The 22,884-nt window shown below is 40.7% G+C and carries 18 protein-coding genes and 5 pseudogenes; 16 read left to right on the top strand and 7 right to left on the bottom strand.

The window, feature by feature from the left end:
* Positions 1 to 261: 261 nt before the first annotated feature.
* A pseudogene (locus tag AC3CKG_RS25475) lies at positions 262 to 891 on the top strand (transposase).
* 216 nt (positions 892 to 1,107) lie between these two features.
* Here the strand turns inward: AC3CKG_RS25475 and AC3CKG_RS25470 are convergent.
* A pseudogene (locus AC3CKG_RS25470) lies at positions 1,108 to 1,325 on the bottom strand (transposase); the annotation flags it as partial.
* A gap of 400 nt (positions 1,326 to 1,725) precedes the next feature.
* Between AC3CKG_RS25470 and AC3CKG_RS25465 the strand changes: the two are divergent.
* A complete protein-coding gene (locus AC3CKG_RS25465; RefSeq protein WP_488530029.1) occupies positions 1,726 to 2,265 on the top strand; it encodes a winged helix-turn-helix domain-containing protein in 540 nt (179 codons plus the stop codon).
* 653 nt (positions 2,266 to 2,918) lie between these two features.
* On the opposite strand, the gene AC3CKG_RS25460 is transcribed toward AC3CKG_RS25465, so the two are convergent.
* The gene (locus AC3CKG_RS25460; protein WP_488530028.1) at positions 2,919 to 4,181 is read right to left on the bottom strand and encodes an SGNH/GDSL hydrolase family protein; all 1,263 of its coding nucleotides are present in this window, start codon (positions 4,179 to 4,181) and stop codon (positions 2,919 to 2,921) included.
* A gap of 375 nt (positions 4,182 to 4,556) precedes the next feature.
* Here AC3CKG_RS25460 and AC3CKG_RS25455 point away from each other — a divergent pair, with 375 nt between their 5' ends.
* Both AC3CKG_RS25455 and AC3CKG_RS25450 read left to right on the top strand, forming a co-directional pair.
* On the top strand, positions 4,557 to 5,678 hold the full coding sequence (locus AC3CKG_RS25455) for a protein kinase domain-containing protein (protein ID WP_488530027.1): 1,122 nt from the start codon (positions 4,557 to 4,559) through the stop codon (positions 5,676 to 5,678).
* A 302-nt stretch (positions 5,679 to 5,980) separates the two neighbouring features.
* Positions 5,981 to 6,151: pseudogene (locus AC3CKG_RS25450) on the top strand (DDE-type integrase/transposase/recombinase); the annotation flags it as partial.
* A gap of 133 nt (positions 6,152 to 6,284) precedes the next feature.
* Here AC3CKG_RS25450 and AC3CKG_RS25445 read toward each other — a convergent pair.
* The 3 genes from AC3CKG_RS25445 to AC3CKG_RS25435 form a co-directional block, all read right to left on the bottom strand.
* The gene (locus AC3CKG_RS25445; RefSeq protein WP_488530026.1) at positions 6,285 to 6,824 is read right to left on the bottom strand and encodes a winged helix-turn-helix domain-containing protein; all 540 of its coding nucleotides are present in this window, start codon (positions 6,822 to 6,824) and stop codon (positions 6,285 to 6,287) included.
* A gap of 257 nt (positions 6,825 to 7,081) precedes the next feature.
* Positions 7,082 to 7,996, bottom strand: a complete 915-nt coding sequence (locus AC3CKG_RS25440) for a hypothetical protein (protein ID WP_488530025.1) — start codon at positions 7,994 to 7,996, stop codon at positions 7,082 to 7,084.
* Between the two features lie 867 nt (positions 7,997 to 8,863).
* Positions 8,864 to 10,330 carry an EAL domain-containing protein gene (locus AC3CKG_RS25435; protein WP_488530024.1) on the bottom strand — a complete coding sequence of 489 codons (1,467 nt, stop codon included), beginning with the start codon at positions 10,328 to 10,330 and terminating at the stop codon, positions 8,864 to 8,866.
* A gap of 292 nt (positions 10,331 to 10,622) precedes the next feature.
* On the opposite strand from AC3CKG_RS25435, the gene tnpA reads away from it, so the two are divergent.
* From tnpA to AC3CKG_RS25415, 4 genes and pseudogenes are all read left to right on the top strand, one after another.
* Positions 10,623 to 10,976 carry an IS66 family insertion sequence element accessory protein TnpA gene (gene tnpA, locus AC3CKG_RS25430; protein WP_108188340.1) on the top strand — a complete coding sequence of 118 codons (354 nt, stop codon included), beginning with the start codon at positions 10,623 to 10,625 and terminating at the stop codon, positions 10,974 to 10,976.
* Positions 10,973 to 11,329, top strand: a complete 357-nt coding sequence (gene tnpB, locus AC3CKG_RS25425) for an IS66 family insertion sequence element accessory protein TnpB (protein WP_488530023.1) — start codon at positions 10,973 to 10,975, stop codon at positions 11,327 to 11,329. The genes tnpA and tnpB overlap by 4 nt, the downstream gene beginning before the upstream one ends.
* Before the next feature lie 55 nt (positions 11,330 to 11,384).
* Positions 11,385 to 12,967 (top strand): annotated as a pseudogene (gene tnpC / locus AC3CKG_RS25420) (IS66 family transposase).
* Between the two features lie 219 nt (positions 12,968 to 13,186).
* Positions 13,187 to 13,371 (top strand): annotated as a pseudogene (locus AC3CKG_RS25415) (IS5/IS1182 family transposase); the annotation flags it as partial.
* A 188-nt stretch (positions 13,372 to 13,559) separates the two neighbouring features.
* On the opposite strand, the gene AC3CKG_RS25410 reads toward AC3CKG_RS25415, so the two are convergent.
* On the bottom strand, positions 13,560 to 14,375 hold the full coding sequence (locus tag AC3CKG_RS25410; protein WP_280620468.1) for a hypothetical protein: 816 nt from the start codon (positions 14,373 to 14,375) through the stop codon (positions 13,560 to 13,562).
* Between the two features lie 606 nt (positions 14,376 to 14,981).
* Positions 14,982 to 15,215, bottom strand: coding sequence for a hypothetical protein (locus AC3CKG_RS25405; RefSeq protein ID WP_488530022.1), 234 nt, complete (start codon positions 15,213 to 15,215; stop codon positions 14,982 to 14,984).
* Between the two features lie 361 nt (positions 15,216 to 15,576).
* On the opposite strand from AC3CKG_RS25405, the gene AC3CKG_RS25400 reads away from it, so the two are divergent.
* The 8 genes from AC3CKG_RS25400 (at position 15,577) to AC3CKG_RS25365 (ending at position 22,828) form a co-directional block, all read left to right on the top strand.
* The gene (locus AC3CKG_RS25400; RefSeq protein ID WP_488530021.1) at positions 15,577 to 16,155 is read left to right on the top strand and encodes a hypothetical protein; all 579 of its coding nucleotides are present in this window, start codon (positions 15,577 to 15,579) and stop codon (positions 16,153 to 16,155) included.
* 1,129 nt (positions 16,156 to 17,284) lie between these two features.
* Entirely contained in the window at positions 17,285 to 18,088 is an 804-nt protein-coding gene (locus AC3CKG_RS25395) for a hypothetical protein (RefSeq protein ID WP_488530020.1), read from the top strand.
* Between the two features lie 410 nt (positions 18,089 to 18,498).
* Positions 18,499 to 18,744 (top strand): EscF/YscF/HrpA family type III secretion system needle major subunit, encoded by a 246-nt coding sequence (locus AC3CKG_RS25390; RefSeq protein ID WP_102482127.1) that lies wholly within the window; start codon positions 18,499 to 18,501, stop codon positions 18,742 to 18,744.
* Entirely contained in the window at positions 18,741 to 19,304 is a 564-nt protein-coding gene (locus AC3CKG_RS25385; RefSeq protein ID WP_102482126.1) for a type III secretion protein, read from the top strand. Before AC3CKG_RS25390 ends, AC3CKG_RS25385 begins: the two co-directional genes overlap by 4 nt.
* Positions 19,291 to 19,755 (top strand): hypothetical protein, encoded by a 465-nt coding sequence (locus AC3CKG_RS25380; RefSeq protein WP_102482125.1) that lies wholly within the window; start codon positions 19,291 to 19,293, stop codon positions 19,753 to 19,755. Before AC3CKG_RS25385 ends, AC3CKG_RS25380 begins: the two co-directional genes overlap by 14 nt.
* A 37-nt stretch (positions 19,756 to 19,792) precedes the next feature.
* Positions 19,793 to 20,281: a tetratricopeptide repeat protein gene (locus AC3CKG_RS25375; protein WP_488530019.1), complete on the top strand. Its 489-nt coding sequence runs from the start codon at positions 19,793 to 19,795 to the stop codon at positions 20,279 to 20,281.
* Between the two features lie 27 nt (positions 20,282 to 20,308).
* On the top strand, positions 20,309 to 21,493 hold the full coding sequence (locus tag AC3CKG_RS25370) for a hypothetical protein (protein ID WP_488530018.1): 1,185 nt from the start codon (positions 20,309 to 20,311) through the stop codon (positions 21,491 to 21,493).
* A 108-nt stretch (positions 21,494 to 21,601) separates the two neighbouring features.
* Positions 21,602 to 22,828 carry a hypothetical protein gene (locus tag AC3CKG_RS25365; RefSeq protein ID WP_488530017.1) on the top strand — a complete coding sequence of 409 codons (1,227 nt, stop codon included), beginning with the start codon at positions 21,602 to 21,604 and terminating at the stop codon, positions 22,826 to 22,828.
* Positions 22,829 to 22,884 lie beyond the last annotated feature (56 nt).

Here is a 22,884-nt window from a genome sequence, read left to right as displayed (position 1 = left end):
CAGTGAAGCCTTTTATTGAGTTTGATGGGAATACCATTATGGAGTATTCAAACTTCAGTTTGATGTTATTCGTTGAGTCATCAATTTCTGCGAGGTTAGTTTCAGAACGGAATAGGATCTATTTCTCGACGATATCTCCAGTGTTTGGTGCTGATGGGGTTTAGTATTCGTCTAAGTACTCAATGTGGATGTCAGTGAGGCTTTGGAACTGAATCCATAACTACGATCTGATCCGCTACATTCAGTCCCTCTCGTAGCTTTATGCCCAGATCACGTTATAAAACAACCAACTGGAAGCCGTACAACCAATCACTCATTAACCGTGGTTCTCTGACCTTTTTGATTGATGAAAAAGTGATGAGTGGCTGGGCGCAAAGCAAACAGAATAAGCGCGGGAGGCCTCGTCGATTCAGTAGTTTAGCTATCACGATAGCGCTTCAAGGGTTTATCAGCTCAATATTTATGCTAGCCCATGTACCACTAAGTTGTCCGCATTACACCAGTATACGTCGTAGAGCAGAGCAAGAGAACAGAAAATAGGAGCGATGTGTCAGGTGATGGTGCTTATGAAACGAGAGCCTGTCACGATGCGATTAAGATTAAGCGAGTAGTTGCGCTTATTCCTCCAAGAGAAGGGGGGAGCGCGGTCATCCCCGAAATCTCGGCGTGGGTTGTCAAAAGTTATACGGCTCAAATAAGTATTGGAAAGAGCGGTATGGTTACCACAAACGCTCACTCTCAGAAACCGCAATGTATTGAGTTAAACAGTTGCTAGGGGGACGATTGAGCTTAAGAAATTACAATGCACAGGTGGGGGAAACTTACGCAATGATAAAAGCGTTGAACAAACTTACTGGGCTAGGTATGCCTGAAACGTGTCGTGTTGACTAAAAAACACCCGAAACGGGGCTGCTCTGTCTCTAAACTGAATTACGCAACAAAGCCCCTTTGATGTAAAACCGAGGCTGCAACAAATTCTGTGTAACTGCCATTTAGTTAACGTGCTTTTCGAGACGTTCCTCGAACTCGATAATAAACCGACTCATAGCCTGACGCCAGTTTTGAATGGGCATCGTCCATTTCTTGCTTGCGTCTTTGATTACTAGGTACACCACGTTGATTGAGTTCAGTTAGAACACTCAGCCAAAACTTAGCACCCTCGTTTTCTGCTATCCACATGCCCATTAACTCTTTCTGACCATAGGTGTTAACACCTAGAGCGAGGAAGGTCGATTTATTGGTAATACGCTTGTCTTGGCGGATCTTGAACACAATACAGTCGAGATAAACGATAGGATAATGGCATCGAGTGGCCTAGATTGCCACGCCATCCTACAGCTGCAGCATATCACTGATGGTTGTTGTACTCATGGTTAGAGAACCGTACTAACGTATGCACCACAGAATAACTTGAGGCACGAAGCGTTTCATTGACTTACCGCGACTAACTTCAGGTTATGGTAGTTTCATACTTGAACTGATTTTTTCAATAAGCCTAATCAAACCTCTATGAGAGAGGCAATGATTACCCATATGAAAAAAGCTGAACACTTATGGTTTCCTCCGATAACGACTGGCTAAGCTCACCATCAATGGGAATAAACTCACAAAAAATGATTCATATCAAGTGAATGTGAAATATTTTCATTTTTTTGTGACCTTACATCAGATTTAGTTCAACTCTATACTTTCCTCATACCACCGCACTTAACGAGAAACCACTTCATGAGAACATCGTATTCACTGGGTAATAACATCACATTTAGCTATCCTAAACGCGAAATCCAAACGGACACGGGCGTCATTAAGCTTGGTGGTCGAGAGGCAAACATAATGCTGTTGCTCCTGGAGTCACCCAATACTCTGTTATCCAAACAATTCATCAATGATGAGGTTTGGGGCAACATCTTGGTCGCCGAGACATCTTTGACCAAAGCGATTTCTAACATCCGAAAAGCGCTTGCGCACCACTTAGATATCAACTGTGAGCTCAAGACCTTTCCGAAACAAGGTTATATGCTAGCCATAGATAACGATGTTCTCGAACCTACGGTCATCTCGGATGAAGCGTTGCACTCTGAATCAATTTCGCCAAATTGTGCCTTGATATCAGAGAGCGAAGCTCCATTATCCGAATTAAGTGGCGAGCGTCAGGCTTCTTTCTTTGGAGCCTTGGGTCTTTTACCGGTTGCATTCGTTGCGTTCTCTGCTTCCATCGTCACCGTGTTAGCCGAAGTAGCAGCGGTCAGGCTGCATCTTTTCTAAAAGGGTTGTTGAAAAAATAGTTTGAAATCTGGAATGGACATTTTATCGCCCAATTCTAGTCATAAACGTCGAAGACATCGTACAACTTATTAATTCTCATGTACTTGTTCTTTTACCGTCACGACGTAACTAGAAATCAAATTGCCCCTTGTTAGCCTCCGCTCCGTATGGTTTCAAATCCTTGACTAGTTAAGCAGACTCGTTTCATATCTTGAAATCATTGGTGGCAACAATTCGTTTGTAAATCGGCGTATGATATGCTTGAGTGCCGTTCTACAAATACTTAACCTGCCGATGCTCAGCATCTTCGTGTAAGCGGTCTCTTGATTACGCTTATGGGTGAAATGAAAATCTAACGTTTCAATAGCCCTATAAAAGATACTACCGCTTGCTTTTGAACTTAACGTAGATCTCATCCAGTTACTATGACCTATCGATCAGCAGCGTAATTGCTTACGTAAAGCGGCACTGTATTGAGTAAATCAACGGACACACCAGAGAATGGTGTCAAGGGCGAAGTGTTTCCATTTTAATTCGGATTTGGCCATAAGACGAGAATCGGCAGAAGATTATACATCAGCTCGTAACTCCCCCGAGTTTTTGCAATAGCCTCCTCTATTACTGCCTCTACTCGCTTATGCTGAGCTGGTTCCTTAAGGATTAGTCCTTTTAAATTGAAAGGTCTGCTTACTGAACCAGCCTTTAGTTCGTTTTTTGCCCAAATTTAGGTTAAGTCGTTTTATTTGACCGACCAAATTCCGAAATGATAAAGTCGCACATACGTGATGCCAGTACCTGATGTACTTCCTGACTCGGGTGCACTTCATCATGGAAAACATGGCGATGTGCAGGGTTAAAGGGTTAAAGGGTTGACTGTTGTCTTTAAAACCAAATACACGAGGTAAATCTATGTAACCAGCCTGGTTCTCAATAGTTGTATCGTATCCAATTTCTTTAGCCGTCTTTATTTGCTCCTTTAACTCCCCGCTAAAATCAAAGAAGCCTATCTTCACCCCCTTTTTCGCAAATTTTTTTTGCAACCCCTCCAATTTATCCTGGAGAAGCTTATTGTGGTAATTAGAAATACCTGACACTTCATCCCTATACTTCCTATTTTCTTTCTGTGCATGCGCAGTCGTCGATAGGTCTGGAATTCCAGTAACTAGAATGTTTTTTACCCCTTTAGATTCCACCATTTTAGTGATTTCTTTTTCATAGCAGTTGATCACCTTCTTCACATCGTGTTTATCAAACGTCATATAATCATTTGCGCTAAGTGCCAATATCACCATATCCCCATTCAAGAAACCTTCTTTTTTTTCATGTTTATGAATTTGTCGCTTCATGTTGGAAATAAACCAGAACGTCGGGTTTAATTTTGAGTAATTACCGGTAACAGCTCCGCCCTCTGCATAGTTAAGCAACTTAAAATTGTTACGCGTCTCATCATCCTTCATGTGTTTCTTCAAATAGGCGCCTGATGAAATAAAATCCGCCCAAACGAAACCGTTAGTAAACCGGCCTTTATTGTATTGTCTGGATGACAGCATAATTCCAAGAGTTTTCGATTTCATACGCCCCTCAGAATCCGACAAACTTTCGCCAATTACCACCAATCGTTTGATATGATCGAGCGTCTGGGAAGAATTTTTAACCGGCGGTACCTTCGTCATTTCTTTATTTTCAATAGCCAGTTCGAACGGCCAATTTTTATTTTCATTGCCATCGGTTGAATCATGCTTTAATTCAGAAATGTCGGTAAAATTTACGTCTACTCCATGTAATGAACGAAATACCAACGTTTTATTATTATAATTTTGGTTATGCGAGATTTTGGTTACATCTATCTTCCTCTCCGCTAGTTTCTTATTTTGTTCTATGGAAACAAAAGATCGGTCTAAAATAAAAAATTTCATATTGGGTATGTTAACTAATAGTTAATGGGACATTCATTTTCCCTACCTGATCAAAATTAACACGAGATATTTTCTGAAATATTATGTCAACTTCCAAGGTAAAAATATAGTCTGACGCGGCCCCAAGTTTTAGTTACCGAGTTTATTTATTACAATCATTAACGAGGTGATTTATTCTGATAAAGCGTCGGTGGAAATTTTATTTAAACTAATTGAATATGCTGTCGTTAGACCAATTTTTTCTTGAAGGTAGAAGTGCCTTTCCCCAGAAAATCGCGATGAACATATATTTCAAAATATTTCAAAAACAGCCTTGTAAGTGCGGCAGATTTAAGTGCTAGAGTAAGCTTTCATATTACTAATATCTGATTTTTTATGATAAGAGATGCTTTGCTATTAGGCCTCGACGGGTCTGTTCAAAACGAGAATAACAAAAATGACAACTCAGAGTTTGCAAGTGATATCACTTCTATTAAGCAAGTAGATAATACGAGTATGCGCCTTATCGCTAGAGGAGGGCATGGTAGTGTTTTTTTAAAAAATAATACAAATACAGTTATTAAGTTTGCGAATAATATTTGTGATAGACAATCTCTCGACAAGGAGGCTCAAATACTTAAAGAACTAAAAAATTTAAATTGTGTTGTGAGAATCAGAGAATCTCAAGATGTCGAAAACTTGGCTTTGGAGTATATTGATGGTTTTGATCTTTCTGAGGTAGAAAACTTGTTAGCTTCATCATTATTGAGCAAAAAAATATATATTGGCGAGTACTTGAATACGATCTTGTACTTAAATAAAGAATTATTGAAGTCTATCCAATCGGTAAGTCTTGCAGGCTTTAGTCATAACGATATAAAGCCGTCGAATGTTATGTATGACAAAAATACAGAATGTCTGAAATTAATAGATTTCGGAGAAGCATCCTCAATCGGCTCTGCTTACCGCTCTGGGCACGAAACGTATGCCTCGCCTGAAGGTCTATCGAGTATGGGTAGCAATAATAAATTTAATGCTGATGAAAGTGTTGATAGTTGGTCATTTGCACAGATCTTATTTAAGCAAGCTTCTCTGATGTTAGATGGTACAGCTGAGGCTTATCAATTTGAATTAGGCGAGCTTCAGTTTGGCCCTCGAGAATTTCAGGTTTTTCAGTTGTGGCGAGCTGCAGAAAAGTTTGTCAAAGACGGAAACTCTGACTATTGTGTACTTCCTAAAGACAAAGTTGATAGGGGTATTAAAAACCATTGTGGTGGGTATATTGAATCGGCAATCATGAATTTTGAACAGTATTCCGTGTTCAAAGAATTTGTAAATAATTCTTCAGATTTAATTAACCAATTGATGAAACCAAAGAAACATCAGCGGATTATACTTAATGATGCACTAAAACATAAGACTTTCGATTCAATGAATGAACATGAAGCTCGTCGAACGCTCAAGAGTTTAGTTAGAGTGCAACTTGACGATATTAATAGTGACAACTATTTATCCTGATAGGGTAGATAATAAATCAGGCTATTGCAAAAACTCGGGGAAGGTACAAACTGATGTATGACCTTCTGCCGATTTTTGTCTTATGGCCAAATCCGAATTCAAATGGAAATACTTCTGCCCTTGACACCATTCTTTGGCGTGTCCGCGGATTTATTCAATACAGTGCCGCTTTACGTAATAAATTACGCCGCTGATCGATAGCTCATGGTAACTGGATGAGACCTACGTTAAGGTCAAAGGCAAGCGGTACTATCTTTATCGTTAGATTTTCATTTCACCCATTAGCGTAATCAAAAGACTGCTTGCACGAAGATGCCGAGCATCGGCAGGTTAAGTATTTGAAGAGCGGCATTGAATCGTATCATACGCCGATTTAAAAACGAGTTGTTGCGACCAATGGCTTCAAGATACGGAAATTAACTAGTCAAGGATTTGAAACCATACGGAGGCTTAACAAGGGGCAATTTGATTTCTAGTTACGTCGTGACGGAAAAAGACCAAGTACAGGAGAATTAATGAATTGTACGATGTCTTCGACGTTTACGCCTAAAATGGGGCGTTAAAATGTCCATTCCAGACTTCAAATCATTTTTTGCAACAACCCTTTTAGAAAAGATGCAGTCTGACCGCTGCCACTTCGGCCAACACGGTGGCGATGGAAGCAGAGAACGCAACGAATGCAACCGGTAAAAGACCCAAGGCTCCAAAGAAAGAAGCCTGACGCTCGCCACTTAATTCGGATAATGGAGCTTCGCTCTCTGATATCAAGGCACAATTTGGCGAAATTGATTCAGAGTGCAACGCTTCATCCGAGATGACCGTAGGTTCGAGAACATCGTTATCTATGGCTAGCATATAACCTTGTTTCGGAAAGGTCTTGAGCTCACAGTTGATATCTAAGTGGTGCGCAAGCGCTTTTCGGATGTTAGAAATCGCTTTGGTCAAAGATGTCTCGGCGACCAAGATGTTGCCCCAAACCTCATCATTGATGAATTGTTTGGATAACAGAGTATTGGGTGACTCCAGGAGCAACAGCATTATGTTTGCCTCTCGACCACCAAGCTTAATGACGCCCGTGTCCGTTTGGATTTCGCGTTTAGGATAGCTAAATGTGATGTTATTACCCAGTGAATACGATGTTCTCATGAAGTGGTTTCTCGTTAAGTGCGGTGGTATGAGGAAAGTATAGAGTTGAACTGAATTTGATGTAAGGTCACAAAAAAATGAAAATATTTCACATTCACTTGATATGAATCATTTTTTATGATCATGCCGACATCGATAATGGGCTGAGCCAGCCGCTATCGGAGGAAATCATAAGTGTTCAGCTTTTTTCATCTGGGTAATCAGTACCTCTCTCATAGAGGTTTGATTAATGATGTCCCTGATAGAGACCATATGTGTTAGCCGAGGTCGCTTATTGGAATCGGTTGCGTCATGAGGGTCTCTATATGATCCCGATACGTTTGAGAGTAGCGCTTGGCGGTGTTTAGGATGATAGGATTGGCAAGTAACCGCAGAAAATCAAATTCATGGATGTATAAATTGCCAAACTTTGCATCAGGTAATGAGCAAATCGATTGCCCTCCTAGTGCTTCAGCAAACATTAAGCCTTCCCGACCTCGAAACACAATGACCACTTTTTTTTTCTTGGGGTAACGTTCGAGTATTAAGTTGGTGAACAATCCACATAATAAGAAAAAATGTTCAGATGAGCGATAGTAGGTTAACGTCACCGCGACACAGTTTTTTTCCGAATAATCCTGCTCATTCCTAGCGAAACCGATGCAATCTAAATGTGCGTTAAACCCGTGCAGCATCCAGACAAACGATTCTATCCCTGCATTGTCTTTCTCGCCAATAGCCAATAGCTCTGCGTTGACGTGGACATTGCTGCTATGAACTTGCTCGGTTATCCGCTTTGATGCGCCGATCTTGTCTGAGAAGCGTTTTACGTAAGGATAAAGATCCGTGTTTTTCCCCTGATGATGGAATAAGTATTCCTGATTTTCATACGCTAATATTTGGTGGTAAGGTGAATCAAAGCGATTGAGAAAATTGGTGAAAATGCGTTCATCGGGGTTACTGATTTTGGCCTCCTCAAAAGCGTCTATGTACGCGGGAAGGCACTGGCATGATTGGGCAATTAACAATTGTTTGTGAATACTGGGTTTTGAGGAACCCTTGACCCAACGGCTTAAGGTTAGGGAATCCAAACCGTGAAATTCTTCGTGTCCCAACTGGAGTTGAATCAATAAATCTTTCTTTGAGAGGGTGACTAAAACGTTATTTTGTAGGAACTTATCAAATGCATTCATATTATAAATTATAGAGATTTATTTTCATTCACTATAGATAGGGCTAAATCACAAATCAATATTTCTAGTCGCCATTAAAGGGCGGTATCACACAATTCTCCAAGATTGCCTTGCTGCTCAGTGTTTAACTAAGGTTTTCGCTCGTTTTTTCTGAAAAAGAAGGTAATGGTTTTACTGTAGATATGGTTCATATAACCAGTGATAGCGGGGTATCTTGTTGTAATAAAACTGGTAAAGCAATGTTCTTTACTAACGGTTTCAAACTCAAACTCAAACTCAAACTCTCCCATTGTGACCAAATACAACAATGATATAAAACTTAGATGAAGCTATAGATACTCATGTAGGTCTGACCTCCGAACCACATAGACACTATGTGGTAGAGTGGAGGTAATAAGTGAATCGAGCTAGTGAGGCTGGCTTTGCTCTCTGAAAGCTCTCCCAAGATGAAGAGAGGAAAGTTGGGTTCAGCAATAAAGCGGTAGTTTGTGTATGTTGCGTGACTAAACCATCTCAATTATCACCGTTTTTGTTTTATTTCCTGCAGAGCATAATTCACTAAGGAAATACCTTAATTACTTGCGTTTTATTCAGAGTTCATTGCAACCTTCATGCTTGAAATATTCCTCTAAGAAGCCAAAAATTGACCTAATGACTGCATTTTATACGCGGTGACCCCCTTCAACTCGTTCAACCAATGTTGAAAAACCTCTGCACCCAGCATAGAAATGCAGTGGCGGCTTTTCGGATCGGAATCTAAGTGGATGAACAGAGTTACGTAATGCGTAATGTTCTACGTCTCTGTCTACATCCTCTTTATTCAACCATTAATTCAACGAACAAGGCTATGGTCACTACTTGCAGCACTTAGTTAACGAGCTCTGTGGTGGACAGGTTGTTCAAAAATGCCTTTTGATTTAATGGCTTCGAATAGTAATAGCCTTGATGCAGAAATACGCCCTTTTTTCGTAAGTAATCTGCCTGTTCTTCATACTCTACACCTTCAGCTATCATAGTGATATTTGCAGTGTGTCCAAATTCAATGATGCCGTCTAAGACGTTAATCTTGATGTTGTCTGACATAATCGTGTCAACAAACATTTTGTCAATTTTTAGAATATCAAAACCTAATTCTTGTATGTATGAGAAGCTTCCATACCCTGTCCCGGCATCATCAAGTTCGAAAATAACACCGAACTGGGAGAACTTATCCATTATTAATCGTGCTTGTTTAGGATCTTTAAATGGTTCCCTTTCGGTGATTTCGAAAGCGAGTTTAAATGGGGGAGACGGATGACAAAAATCCAGCAGCTCTTGCACAAATTCAGGACGATCGAGTTGAGAAGGCGTGAGATTAAAACTGAAGATAATTGACTGACATATCGTATTATTCTCTTTTACCATTTTCCGTGTTTGATTAAGTAAGGATATGGTAATTAAATCAATGTATCCCGTTGATTCTGCCAACGGAATAAATACGTTGGGCATCATGATCCCCTTGCCGTGTGTCCAACGTGCAAGTACTTCGCAGTGTTGTCTCTTATTGTCTCTTGAATCCACAATTAACTGAAAATGCGGTACGATTTCGTGATTATGAATGGCTAGCTTTAGACGGTTTTTGGGCGATTGATGTTGGTTTGTCCTCCAAATCGAGATATAGCCAAAGGCAAATATATAGAAAAAGATGGAAACCACACTCCAAATGAAGGCATGCTTAGCATAAAAGGTGTGGATGGTCTTGATGTTGAACTTGAACGAAACAGGGATGTCCCCTAGGTAAAAACCCACCGGATGACCAGGTTGCTTTCCAATGCTGACCGATGCGCAATTTTGGCAGTCATGAGCACTAAAATACAAAGTCCATGGCTCTAGTAATGAGAACCAACGTTTGTCACCGATGTTTTTCGCCAACATGAGCTGCGAGCGACCATTAAGCAGTGATATTATGTCTAACTCCATGTCTTCTTCGTAAATATATCGATTCAGAATATTAGGCTTGTCAATCATCACATGGCTGTAACCGGGGCGGCTGGTACACGCCTGACGGTTATCCTCTAACCAGCCAATTAGTCGAGAGTTCAAGTCAAAGAATTCTTCGTCTCTTAGTCTAACTATGGCATCTTTATCGCAAATACTTAAATCAGACGATAAAGTGATAATTCGCTGTGAGGTGTCGTTAAGCTGCTGTTGAAATTCTTTGTGAAACGCGCTCTGAAAGTTTTGTTTAAACAACGTAGAATATGTGTAGAGTGTAACCTCAAATGAGGCGACACCAATAACTATTGCGCCCCCTAAGGTAAGTAAGATTTTTCTTTTTGAAATACCTGATATCATTAATATTAGCCCTTAATTTGTGGCACTGTTTTATTATTAATAGCTCTTTTCTGACGAAATTCCCAGTTATTGGTGTTCTTGGTTGCGCTTGTGTTTTTACTGCTGCCCCTTGCTATAGCGGATTTTCGAATCTGTAAGGAAATGGCGATTCGCCACTCTGTGACTGATACATAAAAAAGCGCACAACCGTGCGCTTCATTACGGTTTAATAGTAAGCGTCTTTAAATCGACTCATTCAATCTTTTTAATAAACGTCGTAACCTTTAACTTTGATCGTTAAAGGTACTCGAAAATGTCTCAGCATAGACCTCAGCAAGAATGGCTACGCCTTGTGCAGAAGTATTACAATAGTGAGCAGTCTGCCGCTCAGTTTTGTTTAGAGCACAATCTTCACCCAAAAACGTTTGACAACAACCGTCGCAAACTACACCACTTAGTCAACATGCCTAAAAAACGAGAAGATTCACTTTCTGAATTCATTGTTGTTGAAAAAACAGCTAAGCCAAACACCAAAACCGAGCAACGGCCTACCTCTACGTTACCTACGGAATTACGCCTTGAAGCGGGGGCATGCTCTCTTCATATACCTCGTGATGTAACACCTCAGTGGCTCGGCCTTCTATTGAAGGAGCTTGCTGTTGTATGAAAATGCTCCCTGATATCTCTGTTATCTATCTCCACAAAGCGCCCGTCGATTTTAGAAAGGGCATTAATGGCTTGAGCTTTATTGTTGAACAGAATATGAACCTTAATCCCTTCTCCGAAGCGCTATTCGTCTTCTGTAATCGCACGCGGGATAAGCTCAAAGTTCTCTACTGGCAGCGTAATGGCTTTTGCCTCTGGCAAAAGCGACTCGAAAAAGACAAGTTCGCTTGGCCAAGAAAAATGCCAGGGAAAACCCTCTCACTAACGGAAGAGCAGTGGCATTGGTTGCTTGATGGACTCGACATTGAAAAAATGAAACCCCATCAAACATTGAATTACCAAAGTCTTAATTAAATTACAAAATAATAGCGGATAAGGAACTTTCGCGTAACTCTGCGATCTTCCTTATATGCCAAATAAAAATAATCCAGATGAGCTAACGCTCTTACGTTCAAAAGTGACTGAGCTTGAATCTACGGTACTCACACTTCGCCAATCTCTAAACGAGAGCGAAATAACTATCCAATCGCTGGTTGAAAAACTCAACCTAGCGCGGCGTAAACGCTTTGGTAGCAGTAGTGAAACCCTGCCCCTCAGGACTTAGAGTTCAATGAGGCGGAGACTCATGCCGATACGACAGGTGAAGATGAAGCGACCAGCAATCAGAATGATGAAACATCGGACGCGAAAAGTACTTCATCCGAGACAAAACGTCGTGGTCGCCCGAAGCTTCCCGAAGGCTTACCACGAGAGCGAGTTGTGGTGGACATACCAGAAGCAGAAAAAACCTGCTCGTGTTGCCAGTCGATGCTCTGCAGGATGGGACAAAGCACTAGTGAAAAACTGGTGTATATCCCAGCCAGGTTGTATGTCGAAGTCACCGAAAGGCCCAAGTACGTCTGTCGTCAATGTGATGCGTTAGGAGAGAAGAGCGTTGTTGCAATGGCTTCACCGCCAGCATCGATTATCCCGAAAAGCATCGCGACGCCCTCTTTGCTTGCGCAAATCATCACGAATAAATACCACTATGCCCTGCCTCTCTATCGTCAAGAATCGTTGTTCAGACAATATGGGTTAGCGCTCAGCCGAAAAACGATGAGTCAGTGGATACTGCGTTGCGCTGATAAGGTAGAGCCGTTAATCGCCTTACTGAAAGAAAGCCTCCTTGCTCAAGATGTTCTGTTCGCGGACGAGACCACGTTGACCGTGCTCGATGACGAAAGAAAGAAAAGTTACATCTGGTTGTATGGGTGTGGTCCGGACCGAGGAGGGAATGCGAAATCCCCCGGTATCGTCTTGTTCGACTACCAGGAAGGGAGTCGCGGTCACCACTGCCCTGAATGGTACCTGTCAAACTACACTGGATACCTCCATGTTGATGGGTATAAAGCGTATGAAAAGACAGAGGCGAAGTTGGTGGGTTGCTGGGCCCATGCAAGACGCAAGTTCATAGAGGCAGAGCAGAGCCAACCAAAAGGCAAGCAAGGAAAAGGGGGTAAAATCCAGTGGGCAGTCAGTTGGTTCCAAAAGCTCTATCGTGTTGAACAAGCACTCAAAGATAAGACGAGGGAAGAGCGATATGCAACCCGCCAGTCAAATACTCAATCTCTGCTCAATGAGTTCAAAGCGTGGTTAGATAAATCGGTCACTCAGGTGCCCCCTAAAAGTAAACTGGGAGAGGCGATTAGCTACAGTCTCAATCAATGGTCGAAGCTAGTACGAGTTATCGATGATGGTCGGTTAAGCATGGATAATAACCGAGCGGAACGTTCAGTACGTCCGTTCACGGTAGGGCGGAACAACTGGTTGTTCTCTAAGACTCATAATGGAGCCCGCGCCAGTGCTGTGCTGTACAGTCTTATCGAAACCGCGAAGGCTAACGACTGTGAGCCGTATGAGTACCTCGAATACGTGCTACGAGAAATCCCGAAACTGAAGAGTGAGGAGGACCATGGTCATCTTCTTCCTTGGAATATGCCAAAAACAGACTAGTCCCCCTCCCCGAATAGCGTTCAGAATGACAGATACCGCCTTAGTTGGCGGTACCTGTGTTGATATTAGAAAGTCAATGAGTCGGTTCGTAGACGCTTACGATAGGATTAACTCCAATGGGTTTTGTTGCGTAATTCACTGGAACTAAATCCATAACGATCTGACCAGCTACCTACGTCCACTATCTTTCGTAGCCTTTCTGACATTTTGGATTGATGAAGAAAACGTTTTGGTTACCACAATCGCCTACTCTCAGAAACCGCGATGTATCGAGTTAAACCGTTACTAGGGGATGATTGAGCTTAAGAAATTACAATATACAGACGGGGGAATCTTACGCAATAATAGAAGCGTTGAACAAATTTACGGGGTTAGGTATGCCTGAAACTCGTCGTGTTGATTAAGAAATACACGAAACGGGCCGGCTCTGTTTCTAAACTGAACTACGCAACAAAGCCGGTTTCGCTGTGTCTGTGGAAAAAATCGACTCAAAACTTGCATCGGGCTATGAATTGTTTTGTTATTGAACTCAAGGGATGTCTCGAGAGACATCCCTTGACCATCAGTTATTTTATCTAGATAAAATTCAATACTACTTAAATGTATTTATGTAGCTATTTATTTTAGAAGAATTGTTCATTGTTAGATCTCCAGTCCATGTGAATTCTTTAAAAACCGTCAACCCTGGATTTACTTTCAATAAATTCTCGATCAGTTTATTGTTTTCCTGATGAACCTTTGTATTATTTTCTTTATCATTATTAAGCATTTGATGACAATATATTCCGCAAACTTTTAATGTATCCGTACCTTTATAACCTTCATAAGTCCGGATGTTTGGTTTTCCTACTACAAGTATTTCGTTATGTTTTCCGTTCGTTTTTTCGATTACATTCCTAGGTGTATCAATTTGGGCATATGTGCCACCATTAGGAGTGTATCCCTTTTTCCCTTGGCCTTTGAAGTAGCTTTCCGTGAGTGCATATGTATTTTGGGGTTCTCCCGGCTTATTTCCAGCATGATTTTGAAACATCACATCATGTGGGGAAGTTGAAATGACATTTTGAGGTGGTGTGGCAAGTATCAAGCCTACATCAGCCCATTGTGATCTTGAGTGTTCTCCCGTCTGCACAACCGAGGTACTGATAACATCCCATGTGGATAATAGCTTTTCAGCATTTTGGGTTAAGAGTGGCGATTCATTTTTAAAGTCGCGAATGGTATGCACTAAAAATTGTTTAGAGTCTATATGTCTTGTGTTAATTAGATTACGTCCACTTTTCCTAGCGTCATTGGCAGTCTTAAGTGTCTGACTTTGAAGTTCTTTCCATTTAGGTAAAGCTGACGTATGACTTTTATCACTCTTCGAGAAAATATTGGAGTTAATTGTTTGACCAAAAATACGCATTATTATCACCATGTTTAAATAAAAATGTAGGTATTGCAGGCACTATTGTGTAAAAATCGAACCCACGACGAATTGATTATCTTTCACCAATTTATAGGTGTCGACTAATGGATTTCTGTGAAAATAAACCCATGAGGGATAAATTACGGTCTCTGAAAGAGGGTATTTATGATAGCCGTACTTCTTTTTCCAGTTCTTATTTGACCACTGACTGCTTGCTAGGTTAAAGCTTTCTCCCTGAAGGCTGATCTTAACGGAACTATGACCGTTTTGCTTCGAATTGCGAATGCATGAATAATGAGGACATGACTACGGTACCTGAGCGCGCTTAAAAATAGTATTGATGAACTCTCAACGACATTGAAAATAAGCGTTTGACGATAAGAGCCGTCGTAAATGGCTAGTCACCAAATAAACGAGGTCTTCCACGACCATCTTGATTTGTTTGTTGCTATTGTTGGTGCGCCTCTTAAGCGACCCACGATTGATTAAAGCTTGATTATATTGCTTCCAGTTAGTTGTTTTATAGAAAAGCTTGGTCATTCATCTAAGTCTTTGACTGAACTTAGTTGATCAGATCGTGAGTTGAAGGTTTAGTTCCTTGATTTATGAAACAAAATCTTGTTCAACCGCTATGTTGCTTTCAGAACCGTTTTTTAGTGATATTTTGTTGAGGCTTTCTTTAACATCACTCCGCATGTTATTAATTAATTTAATTTTTTTTAAAAAAATTGTCTCTTTCTCTATGTTGTGAAGCGCCTTTATTTTAACAGGTATAGTTGGTTCGTTATCTGTTCTATTATGATCAAGGACAGGGGTAACTGTAGTTTTTATTTTCATTTCTGATGAACTCCAAATTAATAGGGTTTTCATGCCTAAATATAACAATATTGTTTTAGTTTTGGCTAGTGAGAAGATGTGAAATATTGTGAGAAATGTGAGAGGTCAGATAGTGTGAGTAAGGGATGGTATATAATACTATAATTGTGTTGTGTGATTGATACCAAAGGGTCGCATTGTCAATATGTCCATTATTTTTATGTTAAATACGTAAGCGAGGAAGGTGCGATATTGGCCGCTTTTAGAAGGTCATGATATTTCAAAAAAATAAACAATTAACCATTTGGATTAACGATAAGGCCGAGTCAAACTGCTGCGATGATTCACTAGAGAAGCGCACAGAGCGTGTTATATAAAGGCTATGACGACAGTACAACTAGACACCAAAAATCTCCCCATCCCCTCGAAAGAGTTATCTTACCCAGTGCCGACGAACATTCATTTAATTTGGGTTGCACCTCTACCCAAAGCGGTACAATGCGAGCGGATTAAAGAATGGGTGCATAAAAAATCCGACGTAACTGTCTATCTGTGGGTCGACTCAAAGCTCTTTGATACAGGCAACCGAAATGAATTGGATAGCAGTGAAATTAGCCTCACTGATAATCTATCTAACAACACAAAAGAGTGCGCGAGTCGCGCAAAGGTTAATTCAAATTTAAGGCGTTTCCCACCAACTATGGGTGCTCAAGGTTATTATCATACAGGGGGAGTCATCAGCGATCTAAAACGTTTTAATGAGCTGGTTACCAACTTACAAGTGCTCAGCAATATTCAAGTGAAAGATTTATCCGATCGCCATGATATAAGGCTGATGAATCGGAACGCCTATCAATACCAGAGGACGAAAAGGGACACTGCGGTTGCTTTAAAGATTGTGAGAGACGATATCTTACATCAATATGGTGGCGTATGCGTAGATGTTGCGTTGTTGACTTGAATGCAAACAATATTTTAAATTTTACGAGTTACATTGTCACGAAAGGGTGGTTGGGGCTTTCCCAAATAACATTGTGGCTGGGCATATTAAAACCAGGCAGTGTTTCTCGGACATCCTGTTTGTGTGTCACCAACGCTATGGTGAAAACGTATTTATGTCGTAAAAAGCGAGCATCAGCGTCTAAAAAACATGAATTATTAGCGGCCGGCTATGGGCTTACGTAAGAACATCTACGGACGTTTTAAGGGGGAATACCAGTCAAAACCTCGGTTTTTGGTTCACCAAAGCAGTACATAATTGAGCGTGAATGAACCGTGCGTTGAATCAATTACTTTATTGGGAGAGGACTGAAAGTTGGTTTGGGATAAGGGAGAATATAGTGACCATTCAGGCACGTTACTTATCCTCAACTAAAAGCTCGTTATGAGTGAACTCTAAGGTTATTTCCGACACAAATGCCCCCTCAACTTTCCTTCATATTGATTCAATATAGTCATGTTTTTTCTCTTTAAGCTCCCCAAAACTATCCATTAATATTAATTATGTATTCCAGAACCATGATAAAAAGCTTATGTGCGGGTAACCGTCTGATGAGAGTATTGCGATAACAAAGAACTGTTCAGTATAAATTGAAAATAAGTCGATGACTGCAGAAGAAGCCGTAATTACTTTACGTTTCAGCGACCAGAAAACGGGTGATGTCCTATTTCCCCATATTTATTCAATTGTCAATGTTGAGCCCATGAGGCTAAATAAGTAAAGCTGAGTAAGCTGAGTAAGCTGAGTAAGCTGAGTAAGCTGAGTAAGCTGAGTAAGCTGATTGCTCAAAATGTTAGTGAGTAAGGAACGTTGAATTGATGTTGTCGGAGATGATAAGCCGAATTTGTCTTTTTGCGCCAAACGTCAAGTCTATGTAGGTTTTCAACGGTCATTTAGAAAATCTGTATTACGAAGAGGTTGGCCTGACTTTGGGCCTTACATCGAACTTAAATATCAATAAATATATTTACCTTTTTATATGAACAAACCGTTGGCTAACTTTCGGTGGGCCACATGAGTTATTGTCGATCGTCGGGAATTTAAACCATGTATGTAATTAATAGCTGTATAGATAATCAAGGATTATTGCTTGATTGTAAAAGAAAGTCGGATCTCGAAACCACTCCTGAGGTTACGCATGTTCGTAACACCCCGTTCCAGAAGTCAGAATATCGCTCGCCCTGCAACACATACCTCAGATGGCATTAATCGAATTAAAGCCAATACTATTTCCGCAATTAAAAATGGTGAACATCTGAATGACAATCTTGAGCAGGCTAATATGTCCTACACGAGAAAAACCTTAGCTCAAGACCTATTAAACTACTTACCTGAAAAGTGGGACTATATGTCTGACATTGGACTGCAGGGTAAGCTTGATGAAAGTGAGTTTATCGAACATTGCTGGGTTGCATATCAAAAGTCGTATCTCTCGAAGGGAGATATGGCAATAGGGAGAGGCAATCATTTAATTTGGGCTGATTTATATAACAAAGTCGGAAATATGTCTGATGCTCAGCATTTAAACACGGATAATAAGCGACACGGGAATGTATTAAAAATGGACAGGTGGTCTTTGATCTTGAATGATTGCTGGATCCTAGGTGGCATCCATAGAAACGCAACATTTAGGGTTGTGAGCAAAATTGAACCGAAGCAGTTACTGAATCCCAACACCAAACAGTTAACGGTTACGGCAAGAGAAATGTTGGGACTAGACCATTTTGGCTATCAATATCAACAAGCCGGAATGTACAAACTGTTTAAACCGAGTGAGTTACCGGTTTATAAGCGACCCAATGTCGCTGATTACGCGAATTACATTTCGACAAAAGAGCAAAGGGCAGAGGCCACGGTGAAGATATTTATTGATTCGCTGAAACATCAATCTTAGATACTGTCGATCTTACTATATCTAAGTCCGAGTGACTTGTGATGATTCAACTCGCCTTCTGACACAATCATCAAGCGTTTCAGGTCGGAATACCCGTTTCCAACAGTTCTCCGATTAAGATGGGCCGACATCACGGAAGTCCCATAGTCAACGGTGATGCTCTTGCTATTGAGTTAATCAATATTAGGAGTGGGCCGACGGAACCCTCTAAGAAATTCTTGTGAGTCTTTGTTCAGTGTACAGGATGATTATGGATTGGATTTTGCTTTTAACCGACTGTAATTATGGGTTTTATTTAAGATGTAAAGAAGATTCATAAATATTCAGCTTTATCCATTGGATGTGAGGGCGTGATCTCTTTAAAGTTTTTGTAGGTCGACAATTTACGACGAATTTAAATAGGTACCGATATGCAGAGTCTTGGCATTGAGCAAATTCAACCGTCAGTTATGGAAGAGACGTTTAATAATGTAGGTGACGGGTTTCAGGAGATCCTGAATCAGATGGATAAAATCAACACCAATCAAACTATTACCACCGTGGACACATTAGCGTTACAGCAATCTATGTTTCACTACACGATGTTTCAAGAAATCGTGACTAAAGTCGCCTCGAAGTCAGCCAGTGCAATTAATGAAGTGATGAAGGCACAATGATGAGAATGTTTGTCTGCGCGTTACTTGTGCTCTTGACGGGCTGTAGTGATCAAGGTGGTGCCACAATCGCGAAGTTTGAATCGTCGGATATGGCAAATAAGGTCGTTGTTTTGCTCGCGCATAACAAAGTTAAAGCGGTGTTGAGTCAGGAAAAAGACACTTACTTAGTTAGCGTAGACGACAACTTAGAAGCTAAAGCACGTGAAATACTCACCCAGTTTAATGCCTACTTTCAGAAAGAGGATTTGAATGAGTTACTGGAGTCCAAGTTTGCAAGTTTGAGTAAGCTGGAAATGGTTAAAGGTAACCTGTTAGAAGGCCGCGAAATTTACAACAAACTCAGTGTTATTCCTGGAATACTTAGAGCCAACGTGGTGGTAACGGGGGATAAGAACAAACGTATCTCCGTATTGGTGATAAGCCTAGCGGGAATTGATACCGCCAACAAACATAACATCGAACGTTTCTTGAAAGGAGTGGTTGAGGATGGCGACAAGCTGACCATTAGCTACTTTGTTCAAAGTGTTAATGACAGTGACTTGAGCGATGAACAAGATTAAGCGTCGACACCAAGTACTGCTGCATCGTTGTTTAGCTAGCAAGCAAGTGCCTCAAGACGTTTTTTTACTGTTGAGTAAGCTTTCGGAAGATGAAGTGAGTCTGTGTTTTGCAAACAAGGTACGAGACGTCCGCTCGACGGTAGATACACTCGGTGCGCTTGTCGAGTATCAGGCGGCTAAACAGGCAGCTTGCGTATCAAAAATATGCGCTCTGCGCCAACAGTTGGGGCAGGAGTTATCTCTATGGTCAGATACGGTGGGCTTTGATTCATTGAACTACACACTTAGTCCTAGAGAGTTAGGTTTGCTGGTTCTTAAACTCCAAAATCGTCGTCAAGCTGCCGTATGGGCGCTCCGTTTGGATATGGCCTTACCCCAAGAGGTTCTGTCAGTGAGATCCCCTGGTCGCGTGCGTAACTTAGTGTCACGCGTTTCGAATAAATGTTTGTGACGATAAAGGTCGCAAAAAGTAATAACAAGGTTTATGTATGAAGTCCAAATTAATCGACTTGGGTGAAACGGGTGAGGAATTTTACGCGTTGCTTGAGAATAAAATGGTAGAGCAGGAGATCGCTGCAATACGACGATCAAGTAAAGTGTCTATCTCCCAGCTCAAGGCCATATTTCAAATGGGTGTGGAGTTTTACAACCAGTTTCAGTTTAAGGAAGCTGAGATTATATTTTCCGCATACAGTGCTTTAAACCCCTACGACCATCGAGGTGCCGGATGTTTAGCGTCGCTTTATCTGGAAAAGAAACAGTTCCAAAAGGCACTGGATATGTTGAACATACTCAAAACCTATCCCAGTAATGATTTGGATGAGACAGTCCTAAATATAGCATTATGTCACTATAAATTGGGTCAAAAACTGGAGGCATCATCAATGTTGTTGATCGTGAAGCCGGAGAACTTAAGTGAGTTTTTCTCTCAACGATATTGTTACCTTAAACAACAGCTTAACCCTTATTTCTCTTGAAAATTAAATAATAACGTGGATAGTTTTATGCTTAATATTAATACTCTTCAATTGAATGCTGTAGCTTCCGGGGAAGGACCTTTCGTTCCAAAGAAACCGTCGTTACAGTTAGTGTTAAATAAACTTAATAATCTGACAGGCGAGTCAGAAAACATGGCTGATACGCTTGAAATGCAGACGGTTTTCGCGACGTCTAAAGGGGCTACTGAAGCATTGATGGCGGCATCCGTACACCAAAAAGAAATCGTTGCTCAAATGATGAGCTCTAACCCAGAAGATTCTATTTCCTTGGCATTAGCAGCAAGTATTGAAGCTTATGGGAAGCAATTAGAGGACATTAATGCTTGGACCGAAGGGGGCGTTGCAGTCGTTGATGCGTACCTTCCCATGATTTTTGAATATATTTGTCAAAGAGAAAACCAAGACCCTTATTTGTTTCTAGAGGATTTGTTTCAGTTAGTTCTTATCGATTTTTTGCTTAATGCTGAAGATTATGGTTTGGGAGATTTATTAAACGATACTGAGTTCATGGACGCCGTAGGAATAATCCTTGAGTTCACGGGAAGCGGAAACCATCACGATTATTTTGACGAAAAAAATCAACAACTAATAATAGATGCTTATGAAACGGTATATCAGACATTATATGACAGAGCTCCTAATAATTCTTTGATGGCCGATATATTTGATGTTATCGAAACAAATGGTGGAGAACAGAAAATTATTGAGGGAATGAGTGATGAACATTATGACAATAATGGGGATATCGAAGATGATGATTATATTTCTCCTATGCTTACTTTAACGGTATTAGGTATTTATGCAGGGGGGGAGGAAGTATCACCAGATGAGTGGGAGCTAATTTTGTCAGGAAATCGAGAAACCATTGAACAACTTGTTAATCCTAATGACGAGTACGATAACCTCATACACTATATTTTCGTGAATCAACCCCCCCATAATACAGGTGAAGGTTATTGGGATTACCAGGAAGAGACAGGTTATTGGGATTACCAAGCCCCAGATGGTTTTGGCTATGAGGCAGGATACTTCGATCGTTTTTTTAGCGATTTTCCGGGAAGAGAACTTAAAGAAGAAGAAATTGAAGAAGTCAACCGTATTGGCGATCAAGTGAAAATGCTTCAACAGACCTTATTGTACTGGCTGAAAATTTGCCGTGACGAACAAATGGCCATTGCACGTAATACTTAAATAATAAATAAATGTTAATTACAAATTAGTAATACCCTGACGTAGTTATTATTAAGTGAATCTCCTAAATAAAAAAGTATTACTAATTCCAGTTAAAGGTGAAATTAAATGTTCAATATTAATTCGGTTCGACTGGAGAATTCAGGGTTCAGTGAAAGCCACTCATCTCAGAGGAAACAGTTAGAGTTAAATAAACTTAATAATCTGATAGGCGAGTCAGAAAACATCGTTGATACGCTTGAAATGCAGACGGTTTTCGCGACGTCTAAAGGGGCTACTGAAGCATTGATGGCGGCATCTTTACACCAAAAAGAAATTGTTGCTCAAATGATGAGCTCTAACCCAGAAGATTCTATTTCCTTGTTATTAGCAGCGAGTATTGAAGCTTATGGGAAGCAATTGGAAGCTATAAATGCGTGGACTGAAGGGGGGGCTGCTGTATTAGAACCAATGTTGGATATGATCTATGAATCCATTTTAGTGGATGGAGTAGAGGGAACAGAATACGAAGATTTAATGCAGTTACTGATCATCGATTTGACACTACATGAAGAGGAATGGGGGTTGGATCCCTCCGAAATCGATAAGAAATATGCCTCGAAGATTACCGAGTTTTTTGGTAGCGGTCAACATAACCCGTATGGTGATTATGGTAATTATCCGCCAGAAAAAGTCATTGCTTGGTTTCTGGATAGTCTTATACCAAGGTTAGAGTCGAAAATTCCCAACCCAATTCCGAACACTTCTCTGACTGCTCAAATCGTGGAATTTTATAGTGATGATAATAACAAAAGAGATCTAGAGCAGTGCGCCAATGACTATTGGAGCGATCCTGACGGATTTATTAACGGGTCAGATGAATTTGAAGCGAAACAATGTGAACAATTAAGTCCTATTCTGAAAATATTTATTATTTCCGATGCCGCTGAAGAAGGAAATATTACAGCAGAAGAGTGGGATCAATTGATCACCGGTGATGTTTCAGATTTTGAAGAGTTGCTGGGGTTGGATGATGGAGGGCTTGGAATGTACCTCATGACTAACGTCGATGGATGGATCCCCAAAGAAGGAATGCATGGTCATGAGGGCTCGGACGAGCACTGTGAAGAAAATCGATACCCTGATTGGATTGGTTGCAATGGCGAGGGTAGCACAGGTATCTCCGCTGAAGATCTAGTGTTTACACTCAACAGTTTCCCTCCAAGAGACCTAACCGAAGATGAAATAGAAGAAGTCAACCGTATTGGCGATCAAGTAAAAATGCTTCAACAGACCTTATTGTACTGGCAGAAAATTTGCCGTGACGAACAAATGGCCATTGCTCAGAACACCTAATGAAGAATTTGTTGTGCACGGCACTCAGGTTTTAATTTAAAAAGGCATGACCATGC

The organism is Vibrio sp. QJM3NY_15 (assembly GCF_057785995.1).
This window is presented reverse-complemented; position numbering and strand designations above follow the sequence as displayed.

Coding starts and splice junctions, on each gene's coding strand:
- AC3CKG_RS25365 (WP_488530017.1), top strand. CDS start 21,602: ATGTTCAATATTAATTCGGTTCGACTGGAGAATTCAGGGTTCAGTGAA.
- AC3CKG_RS25385 (WP_102482126.1), top strand. CDS start 18,741: ATGATGAGAATGTTTGTCTGCGCGTTACTTGTGCTCTTGACGGGCTGT.
- AC3CKG_RS25400 (WP_488530021.1), top strand. CDS start 15,577: ATGACGACAGTACAACTAGACACCAAAAATCTCCCCATCCCCTCGAAA.
- tnpB (WP_488530023.1), top strand. CDS start 10,973: ATGAAAATGCTCCCTGATATCTCTGTTATCTATCTCCACAAAGCGCCC.
- tnpA (WP_108188340.1), top strand. CDS start 10,623: ATGTCTCAGCATAGACCTCAGCAAGAATGGCTACGCCTTGTGCAGAAG.
- AC3CKG_RS25410 (WP_280620468.1), bottom strand. CDS start 14,375: ATGCGTATTTTTGGTCAAACAATTAACTCCAATATTTTCTCGAAGAGT.
- AC3CKG_RS25375 (WP_488530019.1), top strand. CDS start 19,793: ATGAAGTCCAAATTAATCGACTTGGGTGAAACGGGTGAGGAATTTTAC.
- AC3CKG_RS25380 (WP_102482125.1), top strand. CDS start 19,291: ATGAACAAGATTAAGCGTCGACACCAAGTACTGCTGCATCGTTGTTTA.
- AC3CKG_RS25435 (WP_488530024.1), bottom strand. CDS start 10,330: ATGATATCAGGTATTTCAAAAAGAAAAATCTTACTTACCTTAGGGGGC.
- AC3CKG_RS25370 (WP_488530018.1), top strand. CDS start 20,309: ATGCTTAATATTAATACTCTTCAATTGAATGCTGTAGCTTCCGGGGAA.
- AC3CKG_RS25460 (WP_488530028.1), bottom strand. CDS start 4,181: ATGAAATTTTTTATTTTAGACCGATCTTTTGTTTCCATAGAACAAAAT.
- AC3CKG_RS25465 (WP_488530029.1), top strand. CDS start 1,726: ATGAGAACATCGTATTCACTGGGTAATAACATCACATTTAGCTATCCT.
- AC3CKG_RS25405 (WP_488530022.1), bottom strand. CDS start 15,215: ATGAAAATAAAAACTACAGTTACCCCTGTCCTTGATCATAATAGAACA.
- AC3CKG_RS25390 (WP_102482127.1), top strand. CDS start 18,499: ATGCAGAGTCTTGGCATTGAGCAAATTCAACCGTCAGTTATGGAAGAG.
- AC3CKG_RS25455 (WP_488530027.1), top strand. CDS start 4,557: ATGATAAGAGATGCTTTGCTATTAGGCCTCGACGGGTCTGTTCAAAAC.
- AC3CKG_RS25445 (WP_488530026.1), bottom strand. CDS start 6,824: ATGAGAACATCGTATTCACTGGGTAATAACATCACATTTAGCTATCCT.
- AC3CKG_RS25440 (WP_488530025.1), bottom strand. CDS start 7,996: ATGAATGCATTTGATAAGTTCCTACAAAATAACGTTTTAGTCACCCTC.